Annotated in this window: 24 protein-coding genes; 5 read left to right on the top strand and 19 right to left on the bottom strand. The window is 54.6% G+C overall.

Features of this window, described 5'->3' with window-relative positions; translation table 11 throughout:
- Window positions 1-98: 98 nt before the first annotated feature.
- Genes dxs through EYC82_RS16950 form a run of 3 tightly spaced genes read left to right on the top strand, consistent with a single transcriptional unit; the run spans window position 99 to window position 4,503 of the window.
- Window positions 99-2,048 carry a 1-deoxy-D-xylulose-5-phosphate synthase gene (dxs, locus tag EYC82_RS16960; RefSeq protein ID WP_279250818.1) on the top strand — a complete coding sequence of 650 codons (1,950 nt, stop codon included), beginning with the start codon at window positions 99-101 and terminating at the stop codon, window positions 2,046-2,048.
- 56 nt (window positions 2,049-2,104) lie between these two features.
- Window positions 2,105-3,316: a glycosyltransferase family 4 protein gene (locus EYC82_RS16955; RefSeq protein WP_279250817.1), complete on the top strand. Its 1,212-nt coding sequence runs from the start codon at window positions 2,105-2,107 to the stop codon at window positions 3,314-3,316.
- A gap of 8 nt (window positions 3,317-3,324) precedes the next feature.
- A complete protein-coding gene (locus tag EYC82_RS16950) occupies window positions 3,325-4,503 on the top strand; it encodes a CDP-glycerol glycerophosphotransferase family protein (protein ID WP_279250816.1) in 1,179 nt (392 codons plus the stop codon).
- 17 nt (window positions 4,504-4,520) lie between these two features.
- Here the strand turns inward: EYC82_RS16950 and EYC82_RS16945 are convergent, their stop codons facing one another.
- The 8 genes from EYC82_RS16945 to EYC82_RS16915 all read right to left on the bottom strand — a co-directional run bounded on the left by EYC82_RS16945 (window position 4,521) and on the right by EYC82_RS16915 (window position 10,549).
- A complete protein-coding gene (locus tag EYC82_RS16945; protein WP_279250815.1) occupies window positions 4,521-4,913 on the bottom strand; it encodes an FAD synthase family protein in 393 nt (130 codons plus the stop codon).
- 24 nt (window positions 4,914-4,937) lie between these two features.
- On the bottom strand, window positions 4,938-5,876 hold the full coding sequence (locus EYC82_RS16940; RefSeq protein WP_279250814.1) for a stealth conserved region 3 domain-containing protein: 939 nt from the start codon (window positions 5,874-5,876) through the stop codon (window positions 4,938-4,940).
- A gap of 66 nt (window positions 5,877-5,942) precedes the next feature.
- Window positions 5,943-6,914 carry a glycosyltransferase gene (locus tag EYC82_RS16935; protein WP_279250813.1) on the bottom strand — a complete coding sequence of 324 codons (972 nt, stop codon included), beginning with the start codon at window positions 6,912-6,914 and terminating at the stop codon, window positions 5,943-5,945.
- A gap of 59 nt (window positions 6,915-6,973) precedes the next feature.
- Window positions 6,974-7,636 carry a class I SAM-dependent methyltransferase gene (locus EYC82_RS16930; protein WP_279250812.1) on the bottom strand — a complete coding sequence of 221 codons (663 nt, stop codon included), beginning with the start codon at window positions 7,634-7,636 and terminating at the stop codon, window positions 6,974-6,976.
- 38 nt (window positions 7,637-7,674) lie between these two features.
- Complete coding sequence (locus tag EYC82_RS18240; protein ID WP_423243923.1) at window positions 7,675-7,989, bottom strand: hypothetical protein; 315 nt, start codon at window positions 7,987-7,989, stop codon at window positions 7,675-7,677.
- Entirely contained in the window at window positions 7,953-8,408 is a 456-nt protein-coding gene (locus tag EYC82_RS16925; protein ID WP_279250811.1) for a class I SAM-dependent methyltransferase, read from the bottom strand. The genes EYC82_RS18240 and EYC82_RS16925 overlap by 37 nt, the downstream gene beginning before the upstream one ends.
- Window positions 8,409-8,446: 38 nt before the next feature.
- The gene (locus EYC82_RS16920) at window positions 8,447-10,156 is read right to left on the bottom strand and encodes an ABC transporter ATP-binding protein (protein ID WP_279250810.1); all 1,710 of its coding nucleotides are present in this window, start codon (window positions 10,154-10,156) and stop codon (window positions 8,447-8,449) included.
- Between the two features lie 84 nt (window positions 10,157-10,240).
- Window positions 10,241-10,549, bottom strand: coding sequence for a hypothetical protein (locus EYC82_RS16915; RefSeq protein ID WP_279250809.1), 309 nt, complete (start codon window positions 10,547-10,549; stop codon window positions 10,241-10,243).
- A 109-nt stretch (window positions 10,550-10,658) separates the two neighbouring features.
- Between EYC82_RS16915 and EYC82_RS16910 the strand changes: the two genes are divergently transcribed.
- Entirely contained in the window at window positions 10,659-10,919 is a 261-nt protein-coding gene (locus EYC82_RS16910; RefSeq protein WP_279250808.1) for an exodeoxyribonuclease VII small subunit, read from the top strand.
- The gene (locus EYC82_RS16905) at window positions 10,916-11,824 is read left to right on the top strand and encodes a polyprenyl synthetase family protein (RefSeq protein ID WP_279250807.1); all 909 of its coding nucleotides are present in this window, start codon (window positions 10,916-10,918) and stop codon (window positions 11,822-11,824) included. Before EYC82_RS16910 ends, EYC82_RS16905 begins: the two co-directional genes overlap by 4 nt.
- Before the next feature lie 22 nt (window positions 11,825-11,846).
- Here the strand turns inward: EYC82_RS16905 and ribA are convergent, their stop codons facing one another.
- The 11 genes from ribA to glyA form a co-directional block, all read right to left on the bottom strand.
- The gene (gene ribA / locus EYC82_RS16900) at window positions 11,847-12,443 is read right to left on the bottom strand and encodes a GTP cyclohydrolase II (protein ID WP_279250806.1); all 597 of its coding nucleotides are present in this window, start codon (window positions 12,441-12,443) and stop codon (window positions 11,847-11,849) included.
- Between the two features lie 65 nt (window positions 12,444-12,508).
- Entirely contained in the window at window positions 12,509-13,156 is a 648-nt protein-coding gene (locus EYC82_RS16895; protein WP_279250805.1) for a retropepsin-like aspartic protease family protein, read from the bottom strand.
- 16 nt (window positions 13,157-13,172) lie between these two features.
- Window positions 13,173-13,664 (bottom strand): phosphatidylglycerophosphatase A family protein, encoded by a 492-nt coding sequence (locus EYC82_RS16890; RefSeq protein WP_279250804.1) that lies wholly within the window; start codon window positions 13,662-13,664, stop codon window positions 13,173-13,175.
- A gap of 34 nt (window positions 13,665-13,698) precedes the next feature.
- Complete coding sequence (thiL, locus tag EYC82_RS16885) at window positions 13,699-14,637, bottom strand: thiamine-phosphate kinase (protein WP_279250803.1); 939 nt, start codon at window positions 14,635-14,637, stop codon at window positions 13,699-13,701.
- The gene (gene nusB, locus EYC82_RS16880; RefSeq protein ID WP_279250802.1) at window positions 14,637-15,089 is read right to left on the bottom strand and encodes a transcription antitermination factor NusB; all 453 of its coding nucleotides are present in this window, start codon (window positions 15,087-15,089) and stop codon (window positions 14,637-14,639) included. The genes thiL and nusB overlap by 1 nt, the downstream gene beginning before the upstream one ends.
- Window positions 15,090-15,563, bottom strand: coding sequence for a 6,7-dimethyl-8-ribityllumazine synthase (gene ribH, locus EYC82_RS16875; RefSeq protein WP_279250801.1), 474 nt, complete (start codon window positions 15,561-15,563; stop codon window positions 15,090-15,092).
- Between the two features lie 12 nt (window positions 15,564-15,575).
- A complete protein-coding gene (gene ribB / locus EYC82_RS16870; RefSeq protein WP_279250800.1) occupies window positions 15,576-16,685 on the bottom strand; it encodes a 3,4-dihydroxy-2-butanone-4-phosphate synthase in 1,110 nt (369 codons plus the stop codon).
- 3 nt (window positions 16,686-16,688) lie between these two features.
- A complete protein-coding gene (locus tag EYC82_RS16865; protein ID WP_279250799.1) occupies window positions 16,689-17,369 on the bottom strand; it encodes a riboflavin synthase in 681 nt (226 codons plus the stop codon).
- 19 nt (window positions 17,370-17,388) lie between these two features.
- Complete coding sequence (ribD, locus tag EYC82_RS16860) at window positions 17,389-18,528, bottom strand: bifunctional diaminohydroxyphosphoribosylaminopyrimidine deaminase/5-amino-6-(5-phosphoribosylamino)uracil reductase RibD (RefSeq protein WP_279250798.1); 1,140 nt, start codon at window positions 18,526-18,528, stop codon at window positions 17,389-17,391.
- A 20-nt stretch (window positions 18,529-18,548) separates the two neighbouring features.
- Complete coding sequence (gene nrdR / locus EYC82_RS16855; RefSeq protein WP_279250797.1) at window positions 18,549-19,013, bottom strand: transcriptional regulator NrdR; 465 nt, start codon at window positions 19,011-19,013, stop codon at window positions 18,549-18,551.
- Between the two features lie 188 nt (window positions 19,014-19,201).
- Window positions 19,202-20,464: a serine hydroxymethyltransferase gene (glyA, locus tag EYC82_RS16850; RefSeq protein ID WP_279250796.1), complete on the bottom strand. Its 1,263-nt coding sequence runs from the start codon at window positions 20,462-20,464 to the stop codon at window positions 19,202-19,204.
- Between the last annotated feature and the right edge of the window lie 97 nt (window positions 20,465-20,561).

Here is a 20,561-nt window from a genome sequence, read left to right as displayed (position 1 = left end):
GCGCAGCACCCGAAAAGTGGCAGAACCCCACCGGGCATCTGGACTCAGGAACCTGCAAAGACACTACTTTTGAGCTAATTTACGGTAGAATCAGCATAATGTTTTCTGAACTACCCATCACTCCACCTGCAACGCCGCTCCTGAACAGGATCGAGCAGGGTTTATCCGTGCAAGCGCTGCAGTCCGATGAATTGGTGCAGTTGGCCGACGAGCTGCGCGCCTACCTGCTGTACAGTGTGGGTCAAACCGGAGGCCATTTCGGCGCAGGCCTCGGCGTCGTTGAACTGACCGTTGCATTGCACCATGTCTACAACACCCCACACGATCGCATTGTATGGGATGTGGGACACCAGACTTATCCCCACAAAATTCTCACCGGACGTAAAGACCTGATGCACACAATGCGTCAGGCGGAGGGGCTGGCTGGCTTTCCGAAACGCTCGGAGAGCGACCACGATACCTTCGGCGTCGGTCATTCATCGACCAGCATCTCGGCAGCCATGGGCATGGCGCTAGCGGCCAAGCAACAGGAAATACAGCGCAAGATTATCGCGGTAATTGGCGATGGAGCGATCACCGGCGGCATGGCCATTGAAGCTCTTGCTCACGCCGGACACGAGCGGCCGAACATGCTCGTCGTTCTCAATGACAACCAGATGTCTATCGGTCACAACACGGGCGGGCTGGCAACCTACTTCGCCAAAATCTGGGCCAGTAAATTTTATATCAGTATGCGCGAAGGCTCCAAGAAGCTGCTGGAAAAAATACGTCCTGCCTGGGAACTGGCCAAGCGCACCGAGGAACACATGAAGGGTATGGTCGCCCCCGGCACTCTCTTCGAGGAACTGGGCTTTCATTATATTGGCCCGCTGGACGGACACGACCTACCTGGCTTGGTGCAAACCCTGGAAAACATGAAAGAACTTGATGGGCCGCAGTTTCTGCACATCCGCACCATGAAGGGTAAAGGCTTTGAGCCCGCCGAACTCGACCCCGTTGGCTATCATGCAATCAACAAGATAGAAGCGAAACCGAAGGGACCACAACCGGCGGCAACACCGGCATTACCTGCAAGACCCAAATACCAGGCCGTCTTCGGGCAATGGCTGTGCGACATGGCCGAGCGTGACAACCGCCTCGCGGGCATTACTCCCGCCATGTGCGAGGGTTCAGGCATGGTTGAGTTCGCCGAGCGCTTTCCCGAACGCTACTACGACGTAGCAATCGCAGAACAGCATGCCTTAACACTGGCTGCGGGCATGGCGTGCGACGGCCTAAAGCCCGTGGTGGCGATCTACTCGACCTTTTTGCAACGCGGCTATGACCAGTTGATTCACGACATCGCACTGCAGAACCTCGATGTCACATTCGGCATCGACCGGGCAGGACTGGTTGGTCAGGACGGTCCAACACATCACGGTGCGTTTGATCTGAGCTATCTGCGCTGTATCCCCAATATTGTTATTGGTGCGCCCTCCAACGAAAACGAATGCCGACAAATGCTCTACACCGCCTACCAGCATCCTGGCCCCGCCGCCGTGCGCTATCCGCGGGGCACCGGCCCCGGAGCAGAGATTGCGGAAACCATGCAACAACTGGACATCGGTAAGGCAAAGCCAATACGTGACGGCGAACAGGTCGCCATTCTGAACTTCGGCACGCTACTGGACCAGGCAATAATCACCGCCAACGAATTGAATATTGCCGTTGTGGACATGCGCTGGGTAAAGCCGATGGACGAAGCGCTGATACTGGCAATGACAGCACGGTACGCGCTCCTGGTTACTCTGGAGGAAAATGCCATCGCAGGTGGCGCCGGAAGCGCGGTCAATGAACTGCTGTCGGCCAAGGGCATTAAAACTCCGACGCTCAATCTGGGGCTGCCGGATACCTTCATAGAGCACGGGACCCACACGGACCAATTAGACTGGACCGGGCTTAACAGCGAAAATATTACGCGAAAAGTCAGGGACGCCATGCAGACTTACGACATCACTTCGGTATCCACGGTCGGCCTTCGCGGCAGGGTGGAAGCACCGCGCGGTTGATCGACAAGTCCTGCGCATAAACGCTTTTCAATGCCCGGTGTTAAGAAAAATAATCAATGAACATCCTTGTCCTCACATCAACGTTTCCTCGCTGGAAGGATGACACAGACCCCAGATTCGTGGAACACCTGTGCCAGAATCTGGCCTTGGAGCACAGCGTTCATGTTGTCGCGCCACACGCGAGGGGAGCGCTCTGTGAGGAAACGGTCGGCAAGGTCACTGTGTTCCGCTATCGGTATTTCTTTGAGGCGGGTGAGTCTCTGGCCTATGAGGGTGGCATTCTGCCTAACTTGAAAAAAAATCCGTTCTTATTCCTACTCATACCCTTCTTTCTCCTGGGACAGGGGCTGATGGTCCTCCAGCTCCTGCACAAGAATCATTACGAGATTATCCACGCCCACTGGATCATTCCCCAGGGCCTGATTGCGCTGCTCGCCCGCAGTCTATCGGGCTCCCACGCGCGGATAGTACTGACTTCTCATGGAGGTGATCTCTTTGCACTAAAGGGAAGACTATTAACGCGCTTGAAAGCATGGATCACACGCCGGGCGGACGCACTGACCGTGGTCAGTGAGACAATGAGAGAGCAGTCAATATCGATGAAACTGAAGGCCGCACAAGCCGTCTACTGCATACCCATGGGGGTCGACTCGCAGCAAGAATTTCGTCCACCCCGTGCCACCTGCCCACGGGAAGGCCTGCTATTTGTCGGGCGACTGGTCGATAAAAAGGGCGTCGAGTACCTCATCAGAGCGCTACCGCTAATACTGCGTGAACATCCCGGCACCCCTCTGGTTATCGTTGGGGACGGTCCGCTGCTACGCTCGCTACGGGACCTCTGCCACGAACTTTCCGTTGACGACCATGTCACGTTTGCGGGCGCCGTGACCAATCGAGAGATCTCCCCTTATTTGCAGCGCACTGCCGTCGCCCTCTTCCCTTCGGTTGTCACCGACAGCGGTGACCAAGAAGGATCGCCGGTGTCCATTATGGAGGCTCTGGCCTGCGCCTGCCCCGTTGTCGTCGCCGATTATCCGGGCGCCACCGATATTATCCAACACGACACAACAGGCCTCATTGTGGAAGGGCGCTCCCCGCAGGCACTGGCAGATGCGGCAAATCATTTACTCGGTGATACAGACTTGCGCACCACGCTTGGCAGCAACGGTCGCACATGGATAACAGAACATTACGACTGGACGGTGATCAGCGAACAGTTCTCTGCGCTTTTTCAGCACTTGATGTCCGGACCGGATACACGCACCTAGGTCCCTGCATGAAAATAGACAAGCGCAACATCAGTCACTGGCTACTCCTTCTGCGGCAGGGTTTCTTTACCCTGTTGGCAATATTCTCTCGCTATCTGACCAGTGCGCCCGAAAAGCCAGTGATTGTTCTATATGGCCATCAACTCTCTGGCAATTTGAAAGCACTCTATGAGGAATGGAACAGGCATTATAAAAATGAGTGGGACTGCTTCTTTCTGTCATTGGACCCGACCTATGGCCCACAGTTGGCTTCAGCGGGCATCAACGTGCTGCGTTGTGGCAAGCTCGCTGATATGCTGAGCGTGGGTCGCGCTAGCGCGATGATTACCGACCACGGGCTTCATGCCATGAGTCCACTGATTCGATTTACTACCATCTGTTTTATCGATGTATGGCATGGCATTCCCTACAAAGGGTTCACACAACAAAACTTTCGTGTTCAGCGAACCTACAGCGAGACATGGGTTTCATCTCCCCTGCTGGAAAAAATCTACGTCAACCAATTTGGGTTTTCAGCAGAGAGGGTGAAAGCGCTCGGCTATGCTCGCACGGACAAACTGTTTCGCCGCGACTTTCCGAGCACCGATGTTCGAGCGCATTTGCAAATACCTGCGAAACACAAGATCATTCTCTATGCCCCCACCTGGCAACAGGATGATAATGGCAGGGAACTCTTTCCCTTTGGTGAGAGCCAGGATACTTTTCTCGAAGCACTGAATACCGTCTGCGCCACCCAAGGAGCCACCTTGCTGGTTAGAAGCCACCTGAATGCCCGTATCAGCCAAAAGACTTATACCCATATTGCCTATTGCTCCATGCAAGACTTCGCGGACACTGAAGACTTGCTACTGCAAACCGACATCCTGATATGCGACTGGTCATCCATCGCGTTCGATTTTCTGGCACTGGATAGACCTACGCTGTTTCTCGACGTGTCGCCGCCCTTCAGAAACGGCTTTTCACTAGGCCCAGAATACCGATTCGGGAAAATAGCAAAGCGGCTGTCAACTACCTGTAGTTTTCTTCAGGAAGTACTGAATAACGAAGACGTCTACTCAAACGAGCAGAACGAGATTCACCGACGCATCAAATCTGCTGTCTATGGAGAAAATACTGACGGCAATGCAGCCAGGCGCCAACTGGAGCACTTATGCGAGCTTATCCGCAGCGACCCCAATAAAGCGTAGACAACGATTCGAACAGTTCAGACCCTGATTTTCTCAATAATCTCTGTCGTTGATATGGCCGGCGTGCGCGTCAGGTAGACTACTTTGCACATCGACTCAAATTCATCGAACTTGCCTAGCCAGTCGTCCCCCATCACCAGTGTGTTGGCTTTGTAATGGAGAATATAGTCTCTCTTTAATTCCAGAGACTCTTCGAGAAATACCTCTTCGACACACTTCAGCGCACCAATAATTTCGCACCGCTCGGCTTGCGTATACACTGGTGGGCGCCCTTTTTTTACGATGCTTAACTGATCAGTGGAGACGCCAACGATCAATCGAACGCCGCAACTGGCCGCTCTTTCCAGTATACGTAAATGACCGACATGAAAAACATCAAATGTTCCAAACGTAAGGACTGTTCCATGCATTATTAAAAACTCCCTACAGAGATCTCACGAAAACATTTTTCGCAGGAACCGTTGCACTATTTTATCGCGCAGGCCCGAAAATATCTTTATATCGGTCACCTCATTAATGCAACAGGTTGTGTAGTGGCCTCTGCGCAAAGGCGAAAAAGGATGAATCAAAAAGATGCAAAGCGGATCACCGATATCAATGTAACGACAGCGTATATCACGCAACAGACCACGGGAATGAGCCACGGAGTAATAAGCATGCATTGAGGTCGCCAGAGGGAGATCATCCTCATGGCGAAATTTGTGTTCCCGAGTTTTATCTAATATCTCGCGATATTTGCTCTCAATTTCTTCCAACACACTGCGCACCAGCGGAAACGGCGCATGATGAAGCCTCTTCTGTGGCCGAAAGCCTGTTTCCTCTATTATAAGGCGGCACGCGTTGAGCGCACCATGCTCGAAGGGTGACAACGGCTCGACCTTCTCGTACGGCATATCGTGTCGACTTGGGAATATATAGGGCGTCCCGTCGCTCGAAAAAAAATCCGTAGGCTCAACATTTTTACAAAGAAAAACATCGTCATTCAGGTAGAGGAAATGCTCAGAAAGCTCTGGAATACGATGTAGATTAGACTCAATCGCCCTGCTATTGAAACTGGGGAGCACTGCCCTATCGGGGAAAACGCTCTCATGCGAGATTTTTCTGAGTCGCGGTTCCATGGCTATTTCTAAAGGAAGATCACAATTAGTAAGGACAAAAATATTTCTGATCCAGGGCGCGTGCTTCCTCAAAGACCTGACTGAATAGACTAATTCATCGCGGTTTCTGAATCTCGCTAACGTGTTTGCTGTCTCGTGAGAGGAGCCAGCGTCGACGGGAAGTCGACAGGCTGCCGCATACTCCTCTCTCCACCTAGGATCAAGATGATTCACCCATGTATAGACTGCATCAATATCCAATAGCGTGAGCCCCATCCCGACTTACAGTGTAAGAAAATCGTCCGCAAGACAACGTCCGCTCTCTGTCATTACAGCAATCCATTAACCGATCAAATCTCTGATCACGCTCTTGAGACCGTTCGCCTGACCATACGCGCCTGAAAGCCAGAGGCGAGAAGCGTTGATTAATCTGATATGCATTGCTTTACCGCGCAATTCGCGACGAACATGCAAAAAATTAATCTTTCTATCCAGTTGTTCCTCGTAGTGCCTGATTTTTATATCGTACTTTCCGTCACACCTACCACGCGCTCTGTGACACGCAAAATGAAGCTGTTCGAGATGGCCTATCTCCCTTTCCGCGTATTCATCTGCATCCTTGGAGAGGGCTCTTGCGAGCTGCCATTTTAGCCGGTCAATGGAATGTATCCGACGCAAGGAATTTGCAATCACTAATGACTCATTCGAGCCGTGCCGCCTGTACAACTGCAATACGCTCTCCAGGACTAAAACTGCGCCCAAACCATTGGAAAAATCGACAAGCCAATTGTCATGCCCTGTAGCACCTTCAGGTATCGGCAGACACAGGTCGAGAAGTTCCCGCCGAATAGCGCAGCAACAACCCATCACAAAAGCGCTGTCCGGGCTTCCAGCCGAACGCAGCTGCCCCAGCTTCGTCAATCCGGTCCGCGAAAGATCATCTTTGGTGATTTCTGCGTCATTCAAAACAAGCAAAAAATCGCTGTTTTTTCCAATAAAATCGCACACCTCGCTGATCTTTTGGGGCAGCCAAACATCATCCTGATCGCTAAGAAAAATCAAATCTCCGGTCGCCATGCTCAGAGCATAGTCAAAATTTGCCACGTATCCCCGCTGTATGGGCTGACGCATAACCCGCACATCGAAAGGGGCTCTTTCTGAAAACCTGTCGATCAGATTGCAGGTCCCATCGGTGGAACAGTCATCACTAATAACAAGCTCGTCGGGCATGCGGTCCTGATCTAGATAGCTTTGTAGCTGCTCGGTCAGGTATTGAGAGCCGTTATAGGTAGCCAATGCAATGGATATTTTCACGGGGACTCAGGCTCGAAGACCGAGTGCGATGAGTAAAATAACTTGAAGCAAGCTGTCACTCACTGCTTCCGCGCAACAATAATGTATTGAAAAGCGAGAAAGTGCTTTAGACCGGGCAGCGCGAAATACTTCGCCCAGCGGTTGATTCGAGAAGGGCGCTCCAACAATCGATAATTTGTATTGATCGCTTCAATCTCGATGCCTTCTACGGAAAATAACTCTACAATATTTTTTCGGGTAAAAAATCTAAGGTGTGTTCGATCGTGAATTCCCCGATTCCGATAAGGCCAAACGCCTCTAAACACTAAATTGAGGACGGTATCGAGGTGTCTCACATTGGGAATGCACGCAATCACAAAGCCCTCAGCAGCGGTAATCTCGGCGGCCTCGACAACGACTTGCCATGGATTCTTCAGGTGTTCCAAAATATCAGCCAGCACTACGCAATCAAACGTATCAGGAGCAAATTCCGCCGCCAGGGAAAAATCATCCATGTTTGCCACATATACCTTGTGCAACTTTTCCATTGCCAGTCGCGCCATATCGGGGTCCAGTTCGATCCCGTATACCTCAGCCTCGGGATTAACGGCGACCAATTCCGCGCCCAGTGCACCTACACTACAACCCACGTCCAGAAATTTTCTTGCCCGCGCCGGTATAACATCAAGAATATCGCTTCGAACACCGATATACGACTTGTTTAGTTCTCTAGTATCAGTCACCCACCTAATCACTCCTGTTCCACTACAAAGTATTTCCGTTAGGTTCCCAGCCTCTTTCGGACTTTTGTTGCACGATTTCTTAGCCTGCTGCGGGTATTGCGAAAAAAATTGCTTTTATGGGGATACTTCTCGAAATACGGATTTGGCAACCGTAAACTCCAATCCCAGATTTTGTTAGGCAACTTCTGCTTCCAAAGAATATAGGGCAAGCTGAGCTGATCCCTTTGGGTATAGATATTAAGCTCACTCCACCAATCCTCCATTGCAGCCGCCAGACCCGGATGCTGGTGCCAGCGAAAAATCACCGCATTGTCAGTTAACGCTTGTTCAGTTGGCATACCGTCAGCATACATATGTAATAGCTGGGATTCATAGCGTTGAAGGTCAGGCCGGATTGACGGAAAATTTTGGGCACCTCACAATCCGGCACGGAGATCAAAACATTCTGTCGACTGACCTTTACCATTTCCTGTAAGGCAAGCGCTGGCTGATCCAAATGTTCCAATACTTCAAAGCTGTAAACAGTTTCAAATTCGTTATCATGATATTCGAGGGCCTGCGTTGAACCCACACTAAAACGCTCGGGTGAGTGTTTCCAAGTTTCGTTCTCTTCGATGTCCATGCCGACTGCCGTCTCACCCTGGCTAACAAGTAGCGACACATAGCCACCAGAAGAGCACCCGACATCCAGGAACGGCCCCTCTAGCGCAGATAAGGCTTCAGCGCGCTCCCGAACAACTTTTCCCCAGCTCTTTCTGTAATTTATACTCATTGTCTGCAGTAGGTCATCGCGCTCTGTTTATTACCGGCTCAATCCAGCTCAATAATCTTATCGGCTATTGCCAGGGTTTCCGCCCTGTGGGTAATCATCACGACCGTAATTTTAGGCTCTAATTCAGCCAACACTGTCAAAATATCTGACTGGGTGTCCACATCTAACGCACTGGTAGCCTCGTCTAAAAAAAGCACCGAGACATTGCGATAAAGCGCCCTGGCTATACCAATGCGTTGTCGCTGCCCCCCACTGAGCAATCCACCACGCTCGCCAATTTGAGCCCAATACCCATCGGGCAATGTAGCGATGGTCTGCTCGAGACTCGCGTAACGAGCTACGCGGGCGACTCGCTCCATATCAATATCTTCGCGGTCTTCTCCAAAAGCGATGTTCTCTGCGATCGAGCTGTCCATTAGATAGACTTCTTGAGGAACATAACCGATAGACGCTCTCCAATTCGGCAAGTCTCTCTCGCGCAAAGGCTTGCCGTCTATGGCTATATAGCCGTCTTGAGGTTGCACCAGGCCCATTATAATTTCCAGCAAAGTACTCTTACCTGCCCCTGAACCACCGGTCACAGCGGTCACCTTACCTGACTCAAAAGACTCGGAAAAATCGGAAAATAGTGGTGCCGCACCATTCCCATATGAAAAACTCACATCCTTTATGTCTATAGCGTGCTTCGGGTTCATTATGCGCACGCCTTCACCCTGGAACTGGCTGGCCTCGAGAGAAGCTGTTAAATCTGAGCGAAGCCGGTCGAAAACAGGCTGGGCACTGCGAATCCTTGTTACAGCGAGATAACTTTGCTGCACTTTTGGAACAATTTTTATACCGGCCAGACAATAAAGCGTAAGCATTGGCAAAGCCGCGCTCAATCCGCTTTCCGCCGAGTAAAGATAAAGTGTCAGCAGCACCATACCCGCTAAAACCACTGTCTCAACGAAAAAGTACGGTACTTCCCCCAGAATGAGATTGTCCGCTGAGGCTCTATCCGAAAGTTTGGTATAACGCTGATACTGGGACAAATAACCCGCCTCATAGGCGTACAGCTTCACATCTCTGATGCCGCCAAAGCTCTCATTGAGAATCTGATTCCGCTGTTGGCCCAATTGTGAGACCAACAAGCCATTTTTATGTATGACCCGTCTGACAAAACGATAGAAGAACCAATAAACACCGCCCAATACCAACACAGTAGTAAAGGCCACAATCGGATCAATATACACAATCATACTGGCTAGCAGCGCTATGGAAAAAAACCTTGCATTGAGACGCAGCGTAGGCGCAATAAGGAAAGTACTGAGTATTAAAGAGTCACGCATCACCCTCTGTACCAGTGCGGAAGCATTTGTACGTGCGTGATACAGAATGTTCTGTGCAAGATAATACTTGTACAGTCTGGCTGACAATTCACCACCGACCCTGAATGAGTATCGATTCATCAGGAACTGGGTAATCGTCATGGTGACATTCGCTGCCACGGTTAGTCCGATAAAAATCAGTCCAACGCTTATCAGAAATTTTTCGTGTGAGGGCGCACCCATTAATTGATAAAGCCGGGCAAAGTAAGCATTGGTGTGGATGATTTCAGGGTTCGACGCAAGCGCAATAAAGGGCATGATCGAAACCGTACCGACCAGCTCTGACAACGCCGCAGCAAACATGAAACACTGAAGAATATAAAACTCTCTGCGCTGCTTTCGCGTCAGGAGTTGTAAAAGTTTTGGAAACGTTCCGATCATGATGCCAACTGGAACACGTTAGCTGAACCTGTAAGCGCTAAAGGGCCAGCGATCGCGCAGTCGCGTAAGGTCTCGCATCGAAAACTACCCATGATCAGAATTCGCTCGGTCGCCGGCGGCGATGTGAGTCTCCAGAGCTATTAACCGCACAGTAAATGCAGTGGGCACTCTCTCTAAACCAGAAGAGGCAAGCGTAGCAATTTGCAGAAACATAAACTCACGCTTCTGCTTCTTCACCAAAAGCCTGAACAGCTTGAAGAAAGTTTCGATCATACTCGTTTGACAACGCCCCGTTTCCCTGTGGATACTATAATACAAGCCAACACCCAATACCGGCCAAATCGATTCTTTCAGGCGTTTTTTGGCGGGAATAGTTCCGGTATAGACATTCACTATCAATGGATTCGAGGGCCGTTCGTAACGACATTAACGTGGCTCGGTTTTTATAGCCGTGGCGCCACAGGCCCATAACACTCACACTTTACAAGGCGTAGACGCAGACATGGCCACAAAGAAGAACGAGAAGGCAGAACCTGCCTCCAGCTTCGCAGAATCTACGAGCCAACTGGAAGGCATCATTGAAGTGCTGGAAAATGAGGAGACCTCTCTGGAGGATGCTATGAAGGCTTTCGAGAACGGCATACGCATCACCCGGGAGGTACAAAAAATGCTGCAACAGGCCGAGCAAAAGGTTGCACTGTTGCTGGAAGATGATGGTGAACTCGTTATTGAGGATTTTGATGAGGCTGCTGGCTCCGAGTGAGAACTAACTTCAGCCGGATATTGCAAGACAACCAGCAACGCACAATTGAGGCAATGCAGCGACTGCTGCCAGCGCCCGAGGCTGATGCCGGTAGCAGCCCCTTTACGTCGTTGTTCGAGGCCTCTCGCTACAGCGTCGAAAGCGGCGGCAAACGGGTAAGGTCACTCCTTGTTCGCGCCGCCGCCGGAGTCCTTGATAAAGAAATCAACCATCAGGTACTTGATGCGCCCTGTGTCGCAGTCGAGCTAGTGCACAGCTATTCCCTCATACACGACGACCTTCCCGCCATGGACGATGATGACCTGCGTCGTGGCAAGCCCAGTTTGCACAGAGCCTTTGACGAGGCAACCGCGATTCTGGTGGGCGACGGACTGCAGGCAAAGGCCTTTGAACTGCTGGCAACCGCCCCCGCGTTGAGTGCGCAACAACGGGTGTGCATGATCGAGGCGCTATCGCTGGCCGCGGGTCCCGAAGGCATGGTGGGCGGACAATTTATCGACGTCCACGCAACAAACTCGGATATGCCTCTCGACCAGCTGCAGGCCATGCACGCTCTGAAAACCGGCGCCCTGATCAAGGCGTCGCTCAGAATGGGCGGTATAGCGGCAGGGGCGAACGACGCGCAGTTGCAGGCACTGGATGAATTCGGCCATTGTATCGGCCTTGCCTTCCAGGTGGTGGACGACATCCTCGATGTGGAGGGAGATACCGCCACCCTGGGGAAAACATCCGGCAAAGACAGTGAGGCCAACAAACCGACGTACGTCAAACTACTGGGCTTGGTCGGCGCTAAAGCGGAGGCGCAAAGACTGTTGCAATCGGCGCTGGATGCCCTGGAGAGCTTCGGCGACTCAGCAGACGCACTGAGAGACATTGCCCGTTACATTGTGGAGCGGGACCACTAACACTGGCCCTCCGGGCGCGAGACTATTCGTCTCCCTCACGCATGTGGCCCAGCTTGCCGACTTTGGTTTTCAAATACTTTTCGTTGTGTGGGTTACTGCCCGTATGTAGGGCAATCCGCTCTACCACCGACACGCCCATCTCATTCAGCGCTTCCACCTTGCGCGGATTATTAGTCATAAGGCGAACCGTCTTGACACCGAGATGCTCAATCATGGGCACCAGGATGCTGTAATCCCGCATATCTGCGCCAAACCCAAGGCGCTCGTTAGCTTCAACCGTATCGGCACCGGCATCCTGCAATTTGTAAGCCTTGATCTTGTTCAACAGGCCAATACCGCGACCCTCCTGGCGCAAGTAGAAGAGCGCTCCTCGACCCTCCCTCGCGATCGCCTCTAGCGCAACCTCAAGCTGGGTACCGCAATCGCAGCGCAGACTGAACAGGCCGTCGCCTGTCAGGCACTCAGAATGCACACGCACAAGCACGGGCTGTCCATCGGATACGTCGCCCATGGTCAGCACCACGTGCTCCTTGTTGGATTCCGTATCCTCAAAACCGTGGATATGAAACTCGCCCCACTTGGTGGGTAGTCGCGAGGATTCTATGAAACGTGCCGTCACAAGGGACATCCGTTAAAAAAGGTCGCACATTTTACCAGTATTACGCGGTTTTGCACGTGGCGGACTCACTGGCTTCGAAAAAGGGAGAGCACACCGTTTTTCTCCTGCATACTGACATGCCTCAGGTAGCTCATACCCAGCAGAATCATGGCCGGATAATCGCCCTTCACCACCATCGCGGGCACATTCCGTACCTCAATGCCGCCGATGCTGACCGTGTCCAGAGTGATCGCGTACGCATCACCCATGCCGCTCGCAGTCTGCACCCGGGAGGGCTTCCCACCGCTGTAATCGATATTCATCTGCCGCGCCTGGGCAGAACTCAAGGCAACCAGATTCGCCCCGGTATCCACCATCACCTGGGCGCGCCGCCCATTGATAACAGCGCCCGTCTGATACTGTAACCGGGCATCTCTGACGATCGTTACGACCTGCTCCCGGGGCGCTTCGAACTGGGTACTGATAGTCTGGGACGGGGGCACAGTTCTTGTCTCACCCATAATCTCGAGGGTCGCGGCAGTCGGCTGCGCAGCAACCAACGTAACACCGCTGACAGACTCTCCCACATTCAAGGTTTGTTGTTGTCCATCGATGACAACAATCACTGTTTCCCCGAGAATCGCCTGCACCTGCACCGACAGCGCTATCGCCTGAACCGGCAGCGCAAGCAACAGCAAACCCAGCAGTGCGTGTGCGACCTTTACCGCCTGCATGCTTCACACTCTCCCGCTAAAACAGACGGAACAACACATGTACCGAGGCGCAAGCCATCACGCCGGCCACAACATCGTCGATCATTATACCAAGCCCTCCGGGCACTTTTTTATCCAGCTGGCTAACAGGCCAGGGCTTTAGAATATCGAAAAAGCGAAAGGCCAGAAAACCCGCCAATATCCAGACCCACTCCGCCGGTAGCGCCCACATAGCAATCCAGAACCCGACAAACTCATCCCAGACGATGCCGGGGTGATCGTGCACGCCCAACTGGCGACTGGCCACATCGCAAAGCCAGATTCCGGCAAGCAGAGTAACGACGATAAAAAGCGAGTAATAGAGCAGCCCCCACTCAGCTACCACCAGGTAAATCGGCACTGCCAGAAGAGTGCCTGCAGTGCCCGGTGCTACGGGGGACAGGCCACTGCCAAAGCCGAACGCCAGCAACTGTGCCGGGTGGCGGCGCAAGTTGGGCGCGATGGCCGGTTTTCCGTCCGTTACAGACATACATTGCCTCCCCTTGCTGTCATGGCAGTCCAGCTCATCGCGGCGCCGATGCTGAAAAATGCTGGTATCCGGATACAATGTCAATGTCATCGCCGCAATCAACGCCCTCACCAGCGACCACCTCACCAATGCAGGCTGCACCCGCGGGAGGCTCGTGTCCGCCGGGAAGGCAAAAACACAGTTCATAATCGTCACCGCCTGCGAGCGCCCAGCGCAGAGCAGTATCCTTGTTGTCGTGGGACAATAGCGCGGCCGAGAGAGGCACGCTGTCTGGCTCCAGCCTCACCCCTACCCCACTGGCTGCGGCCATGTGGCCAATATCCGCGAGCAACCCATCGGATACATCGATCGCGGCGGTCGCGTAATCGCGCAACTGACGCCCCAGTGCGACACGGGCGCGGGGTCGATAAAAACGCTGTTCAAGGTAGGCGGCATGAGGATGCCCGGGCTGCCAACGTCCCTCCAGTACCGCCAGGCCCCCGGCCCCGTCACCGAGGTACCCGGAGACGCACAGCGTATCGCCTACCTGCGCTCCGCTGCGCTTTATCGCCTTGCCAACGGGCACAGCGCCCATTACCTGTACTGACAGGCAGAGCGGCCCGCGGGTGGTGTCTCCGCCGACCAGCGGCAGCGAATACTCCGAGACCGCCGCCGCAAGGCCCTCTCTAAAGAGGGCAAGCCATGCGGCGTCCGCCTGAGGCAGGGTAACGGCCAGAGTCATTCCCAAGGGACGCGCACCCATCGCCGCCAGATCGCTGACCGCGGCGGATACCGCCCTAAAAGCGACGTGCTGGGGCGGTGTGCCCGGAGGAAAATGAACACCGTCTACCTGCGTATCCACCGACGTTACCAGCCGCTCTCCTGTCTCGAGTCGCAGGATAGCGCAGTCATCACCCACGCCAAGCTCGACCGAGCCGCCTGCGTCCAGGCCGGAAAAATACTGTTCGATCAGGGAAAATTCATCGTCGGGCATCAGGATGCCGCGTTGACTTCGGCCTTGCGAAACTGTCGTGCGGCCTTGTCCAACACGCCGTTGACATACTTGTGGCTGTCGGTCGCGCCAAACTTCTTCGCCAACGCAACCTCCTCATTAATGACAACTTTGTAAGGCACGTCGACACGCTGCACCAACTCATAGCAACCCATACGCAGCAGCGTATGCTCTATAGGGTCGAGATCTTTCAGGTCTCGATCCAGCATTGGGGCGAGACTGGCATCCAGTTCATCCACGCAGGCGGGAATCTCGTGTAACAGCGCCTGAAAATAGTCCAGGTCTACGTGGCTGAAATCATACTCTGCGCGAAATTCAGCCTCAATGTCATGCAGTGATGCACCCGCCATCAACCATTGGTAAAGCGCTTGCATGCCGTAGTGCCGGGCCTTGCGCCTTTCAGCCGCCAGCGTATTCCGGTTGGGGGAACTCATTCAGCCCAGCTTGCCCAGCAGGCTGACCATCTCCAGCGCCGACAGAGCCGCCTCCTCGCCCTTGTTGCCGGCCTTGGTGCCGGAGCGTTCAACAGCCTGCTCGATCGTGTCCACGGTCAATACGCCAAACGCGATTGGCAGACCATACTCCATGCTGACGCAGGCGATACCCTTGGTGCACTCACCTGCAACATACTCAAAGTGCGGTGTACCGCCTCGAATGACAGCGCCCAGCGCGATAATCGCATCTGTCTTGCCTGCAGCCGCAACCTGCCTGCAGACCAGTGGGATTTCGAACGCACCCGGCGCCCGTACAACGGTAATCTGCTTGTCGCTCACGCCATGGCGTCGCAGGGTATCGAGCGCGCCGTCCAGCAAGTGCTCCACCACAAAACTGTTCCAGCGCCCGACGACAATCGTGAACTGACCCTTGCCGCCCTCGAAGGTGCCTTCGATCGTTTTGATGTCTGTCATAGTGTTGTCCTTTTAATCTCCGGGGTTCACGTAATCCAGTACTTCCAGATCAAAACCCGATATCGCATTGTACTTTATGGGTGCGCCCATGAGGTGAATTTTCCCCACCCCGAGGTCCTTGAGGATCTGCGAGCCCAGCCCGACTGTTGTATAGGTATCGGGGGGCACTGACACGGCTGGCACATCCTCTCCCAGCGCCATATCAATGCTGGCCAGCAACTGGTCGGGGCTCTCCCCTCTCGCCAACAACACGATGACCCCGCAACCGTTGTCGGCGACGGCCTGCAGGCATTTACCAAAGCTCCAGGCGGGTCGGCCAGGGACCTTGCTGGTGACGAGATCCCGCATTACAGACTGCACGTGAACACGCACCAGGGTCGGCTCATCCGCACGGATATCACCACGAGACAGCGCCACATGAACATCGTCGCCGGTCTGGTCACGGTACACCGTCAGGTGGAACTCACCGTGGGCCGTATCAATCACGCCCTCACGCAGACGACGAATGGTGCGCTCGTTGACCATGCGAAAATGGATAAGGTCTGCGATGGAACCAATTTTCAACTCATGCTGCTGTGCAAAATCGCGCAGGGACTTACCGTCGGCAACGGTGCCGTCGGTATTGAGAATATCAGCAATAACCGCAGCGGGGAGCAGACCCGCAAGGCGCGCGTAATCAGACGCGGCTTCGGTGTGTCCCGCACGGGTCAAGACGCCGCCGGGGGTCGCTGTCAAAGGAAATATATGTCCGGGCTGCACAATATCGACGGGGCCGGCATGCGGCGCAACGGCGGCCTGCACCGTGCGTGCCCTGTCCGCAGCAGAAATTCCGGTATCGATACCCACCGCAGCCTCTATCGACAGGGTGAAGTTAGATTTCTCTCCCCGGGCGTTCCCCACCATTGGCGGGAGATCCAACTGTTCGCAACGCTCTTGGGTCAGTGTCAGACAGATCAGTCCACGGGCCTGTCGGGCCATGAACGTAACATGACTGGCCTCACAGTGATCGGCGGCCACCATGACCACTCCCTCGTTGTGACTATCGGCATCATCGTCAAGCAGGACAACCATGCGTCCCTGCCGGATGTCGCTGATCATTTCGTCTACCGGGTGCAGTTCCACGACTCAGGACTCCCCGGCTGCTGGCTTTGCGCCCTGGAGGTAGCCGCTGGCCATCAGGGTATTGTAGGTGAGTCCGTCGGCGGAGGCTGCCCCTTCGCCCTGCAACAGGCGCTCGAGATATCGCGCAATCACATCAACCTCCAAATTAACAGACGACCCCGGCCGATATTCACTGAACACCGTTTCAGCCATGGTTTGAGGGATAATATTGAGATCAAATTCGGGACCGTTAACGGCATTGACCGTGAGACTCGTGCCATCAACACAAATACTGCCCTTGTGCGCAACATAGCGTGCCAGATTATCGGGAACCCGCACCACAAAGCGCACAGAGCGCGCATCCTTCGCCAGGCTGACCACCTCACCTACCCCATCAACATGACCACTGACAATGTGCCCCCCCAGCCGGCTGGACGGCGTCAGAGATTTCTCCAAGTTGACCGGGTCGCCTATGGCGAGATCACCCAGCGTGGTGAAATTCAGCGTTTCCCTCGACACATCGGCCCAAAAACCATCGCCGGGTAACTCAACTGCTGTCAGGCAGACACCGCTGGTACAGATGCTGTCGCCCAGCTGCACATCCGCCAGTGACAACTTACCTGTGCGAATGTAGAGACGCATGTCCCCGCCCTGCTCCTGCATAGCAGCAATAGTACCCAACGCTTCAATAATTCCAGTGAACATGGCCTTACTCGTCCTTTCCCTAATGCGCCTGACCGTCAGGCTCCGGGTGCCCCGGTATCGCTGTAAAACGTAAATCCCTACCCACCGTGCGCACATCGACAAAGGTCAGTGGCACCTTGTCCGCCATCGCGTCCAGCGGCAATTGCAACAGGGGCCGCGCCCGACTGCCCAGCAACGCAGGCGCCATGTAAACGATGAGTTCATCCAGATACCCTGCCTGCAATAACGCACCGGCGAGGCGGGGGCCAGATTCTACCAGAATCTCGTTGCACTGCTGCTCTGCTAGAAATGAAAAAAGTGGTGCAAATGCCAAACCGCCCTCACCCTGCGGCAACGCAAGAAAACTCGCGCCGGTCGCTCGCAGTGCCGTGGACGCACTGACCGCGGCACTGTGGCAGAGGTAGGTAGGCCCGTCGCCAGCCAGCACGCGAGCGTCCGAGGGCGTCTGCAGTCGGGAGTCGAGCACCACACGCAACGGTTGCCGGAGGCTGGCAAGGTCTGCCTCTTCAGGCGGCAAAGCCAGCTCCGCCGGTCTGACCGTGAGGGCGCAGTTATCCGAAAGTACCGTACCGCTGCCGGTCAATACGGCACAACTCCCGGCACGCAGGCGCTGCACATCTTGCCGCGCTGCGGCGCTCGTAATCCACCGGCTCTCGCCAGAAGCCATTGCCGTGCGCCCGTCAAGCGACATGGCAAGCTTGGCGCGAACACGGCCCCGACCGCGACTCATGCGTGCTATAAAGCCCGGGTTCAAGGCACGGGCCTCGTTTTCCAGCACACCACATTCAACCGCGATACCCGCAGCCCGCAACCGCGACAAGCCCTGCCCCGCCACCTCGGGATTGGGGTCCGTCATCGCTGCCACAACCCGCACCACGCCAGCATTTACAAGCGCATCGGCACAGGGACCTGTTTTACCTTGGTGACTACAGGGCTCCAACGTGACGTAGGCGGTTGCGCCCTGTGCATTACCCGCGGCCTGCAAGGCCTCGATTTCCGCGTGGTTGCCCCCAGCGGGGCGTGTATATCCCTCCCCGATCACCTCGCCGTCGCGCACCAGCACACAACCGACATGGGGGTTGGGCATACAGGAATAGCGCCCACGGCGTGCCAGTTGCAACGCGCGGGCCATAATGGGGATGTCAGTGAGGCTGTTCATAGGCGACGACGGGAAGCCGGTTACTCACTGCCCGGTTCGGCCTCCAGACGCTCGATCTCGTCACGGAATTCGGCAATATCCTGGAAACTGCGGTATACGGAAGCAAAACGCACATAGGCTACCTGGTCCAGCTGCTTGAGCGATTCCATCACCAGTTCACCGACCTGTATCGATGCCACCTCGCGCTCTCCGGTGGCGCGCAGGGCATGTTTGATGTGGTTAATCACCGCCTCGATATCCTCGACGGAAACCGGCCGTTTTTCCAAAGCGCGCTGAAACCCTGCACGCATTTTAGCCTCGTCAAACGGCTCGCGATTACCGTTCTGCTTGATTACCCGGGGCAAGACCAGTTCTGCGGTCTCATACGTGGTATAGCGCTCGGAGCAGTCGAGACATTCGCGGCGGCGACGTACCTGATCACCCTCGGCGACCAACCTTGAGTCGATTACCCGAGTGTCTTCCGCTTGGCAAAACGGACAGTGCATAGACTTACCCTATTGTGCTAAGTCTATGAACCATAACACATTTCCAAACCGAGGCGTGTCCCTTATTTGAGGTAAGACACCACTGGAAAGCCCGATATCAGGCGCGCTCGGCGCGTAAAATCCCAAAAGGCCGCGCCGAACAGGACGGCAACCGGCAGCATGATCCCCACTGCCCACCCAAACAGGCGCTAGACGTAAACTGGAAAGCGTCCGCAGATATCCAATACTTTAGCCTTAACCTCTGCAATGACCTGCTCTGAGTTACCGTTCTCCAGAGATTCCAGCACATCGCACATCCAACCCGTCAGCTCCACGGTTTCAGCTTCACCGAACCCGCGGGTCGTAATGGCCGGGGTACCGACGCGCAGACCAGACGTGATAAACGGTGACCGGGGATCATTAGGCACGGCGTTTTTGTTCACGGTGATGTTGGCCGCGCCCAGGCCTGCATCCGCGTCCTTACCGGTGTAGGGCTTGCCGATCAGATCCACCAGCATCAGGTGGTTCTCGGTGCCACCGGATACAATCTTGATGCCCCGCTCGATAAAGGTAGCCGCCATTGCCTTGGCGTTCTTGACCACCTGCTTCTGGTACTCGACGAACTCGGGGCTCTGGGCCTCCTTGAAGCTAATCGCCTTCGCCGCAATCACGTGCATCAAAGGGCCACCCTGGCCACCGGGGAATACAGCAGAATTGAATTTCTTGGCCAACTCCTCGTTCTCACGCGCCAGAATGATGCCGCCGCGCGGACCGCGCAGGGTTTTATGCGTAGTGGAGGTCACCACGTCAGCATGGGGCACGGGATTGGGGTACACGCCCGCGGCGACCAGGCCGGCAACGTGAGCCATATCAACCAACAGGTAAGCGCCCACCTGGTCGGCAATCGCACGGAAGCGGGCCCAGTCCATAATCTGGGAATAGGCGGAAAAACCCGCAACAATCATTTTCGGCTTGTGCTCCAGCGCCAGCGCCTCGACCTGATCGTAGTCGACTTCGCCGGTCTCCAGGTTGAGACCGTATTGCACCGGGTTGTAGACCTTGCCGGAAAAATTGGGCTTGGCACCGTGGGTGAGGTGGCCACCATCCGCCAGGCTCATGCCCAGGATGGTATCGCCAGGGTTGCACAAAGCGAGATAGACGGCAGAGTTTGCCTGGGAACCAGAGTGCGGCTGCACGTTGGCGTAATCGGCACCAAATAGTGCTTTAGCCCGCTCGATCGCCAATTCCTCGGCCTTGTCGACGTATTCACAGCCGCCGTAGTAGCGCTTGCCGGGGTAGCCTTCGGCGTATTTATTGGTGAGCACCGTGCCCTGGGCCTGCATCACTCGGGGGCTGGTATAGTTTTCCGAGGCAATCAGCTCAATATGCTCTTCCTGGCGACGCTCCTCCTCACCGAGGGCGGCAAAGATTTCATCGTCAAACCCCTCAATAGTCATGCTCTTTTCAAACATACTGGCCCCCTGCTGGACGTTGGAGTGCTTTTTCTTCACTACGACTGGAAGGCGCGCATTCTACCCAAAACAAGGGGCTCATACCAAGAGTATTGCT

This window comes from Candidatus Marimicrobium litorale (assembly GCF_026262645.1).
Taxonomy (GTDB): Bacteria; Pseudomonadota; Gammaproteobacteria; order Pseudomonadales; family Halieaceae; genus Marimicrobium; species Marimicrobium litorale.
This window is presented reverse-complemented; position numbering and strand designations above follow the sequence as displayed.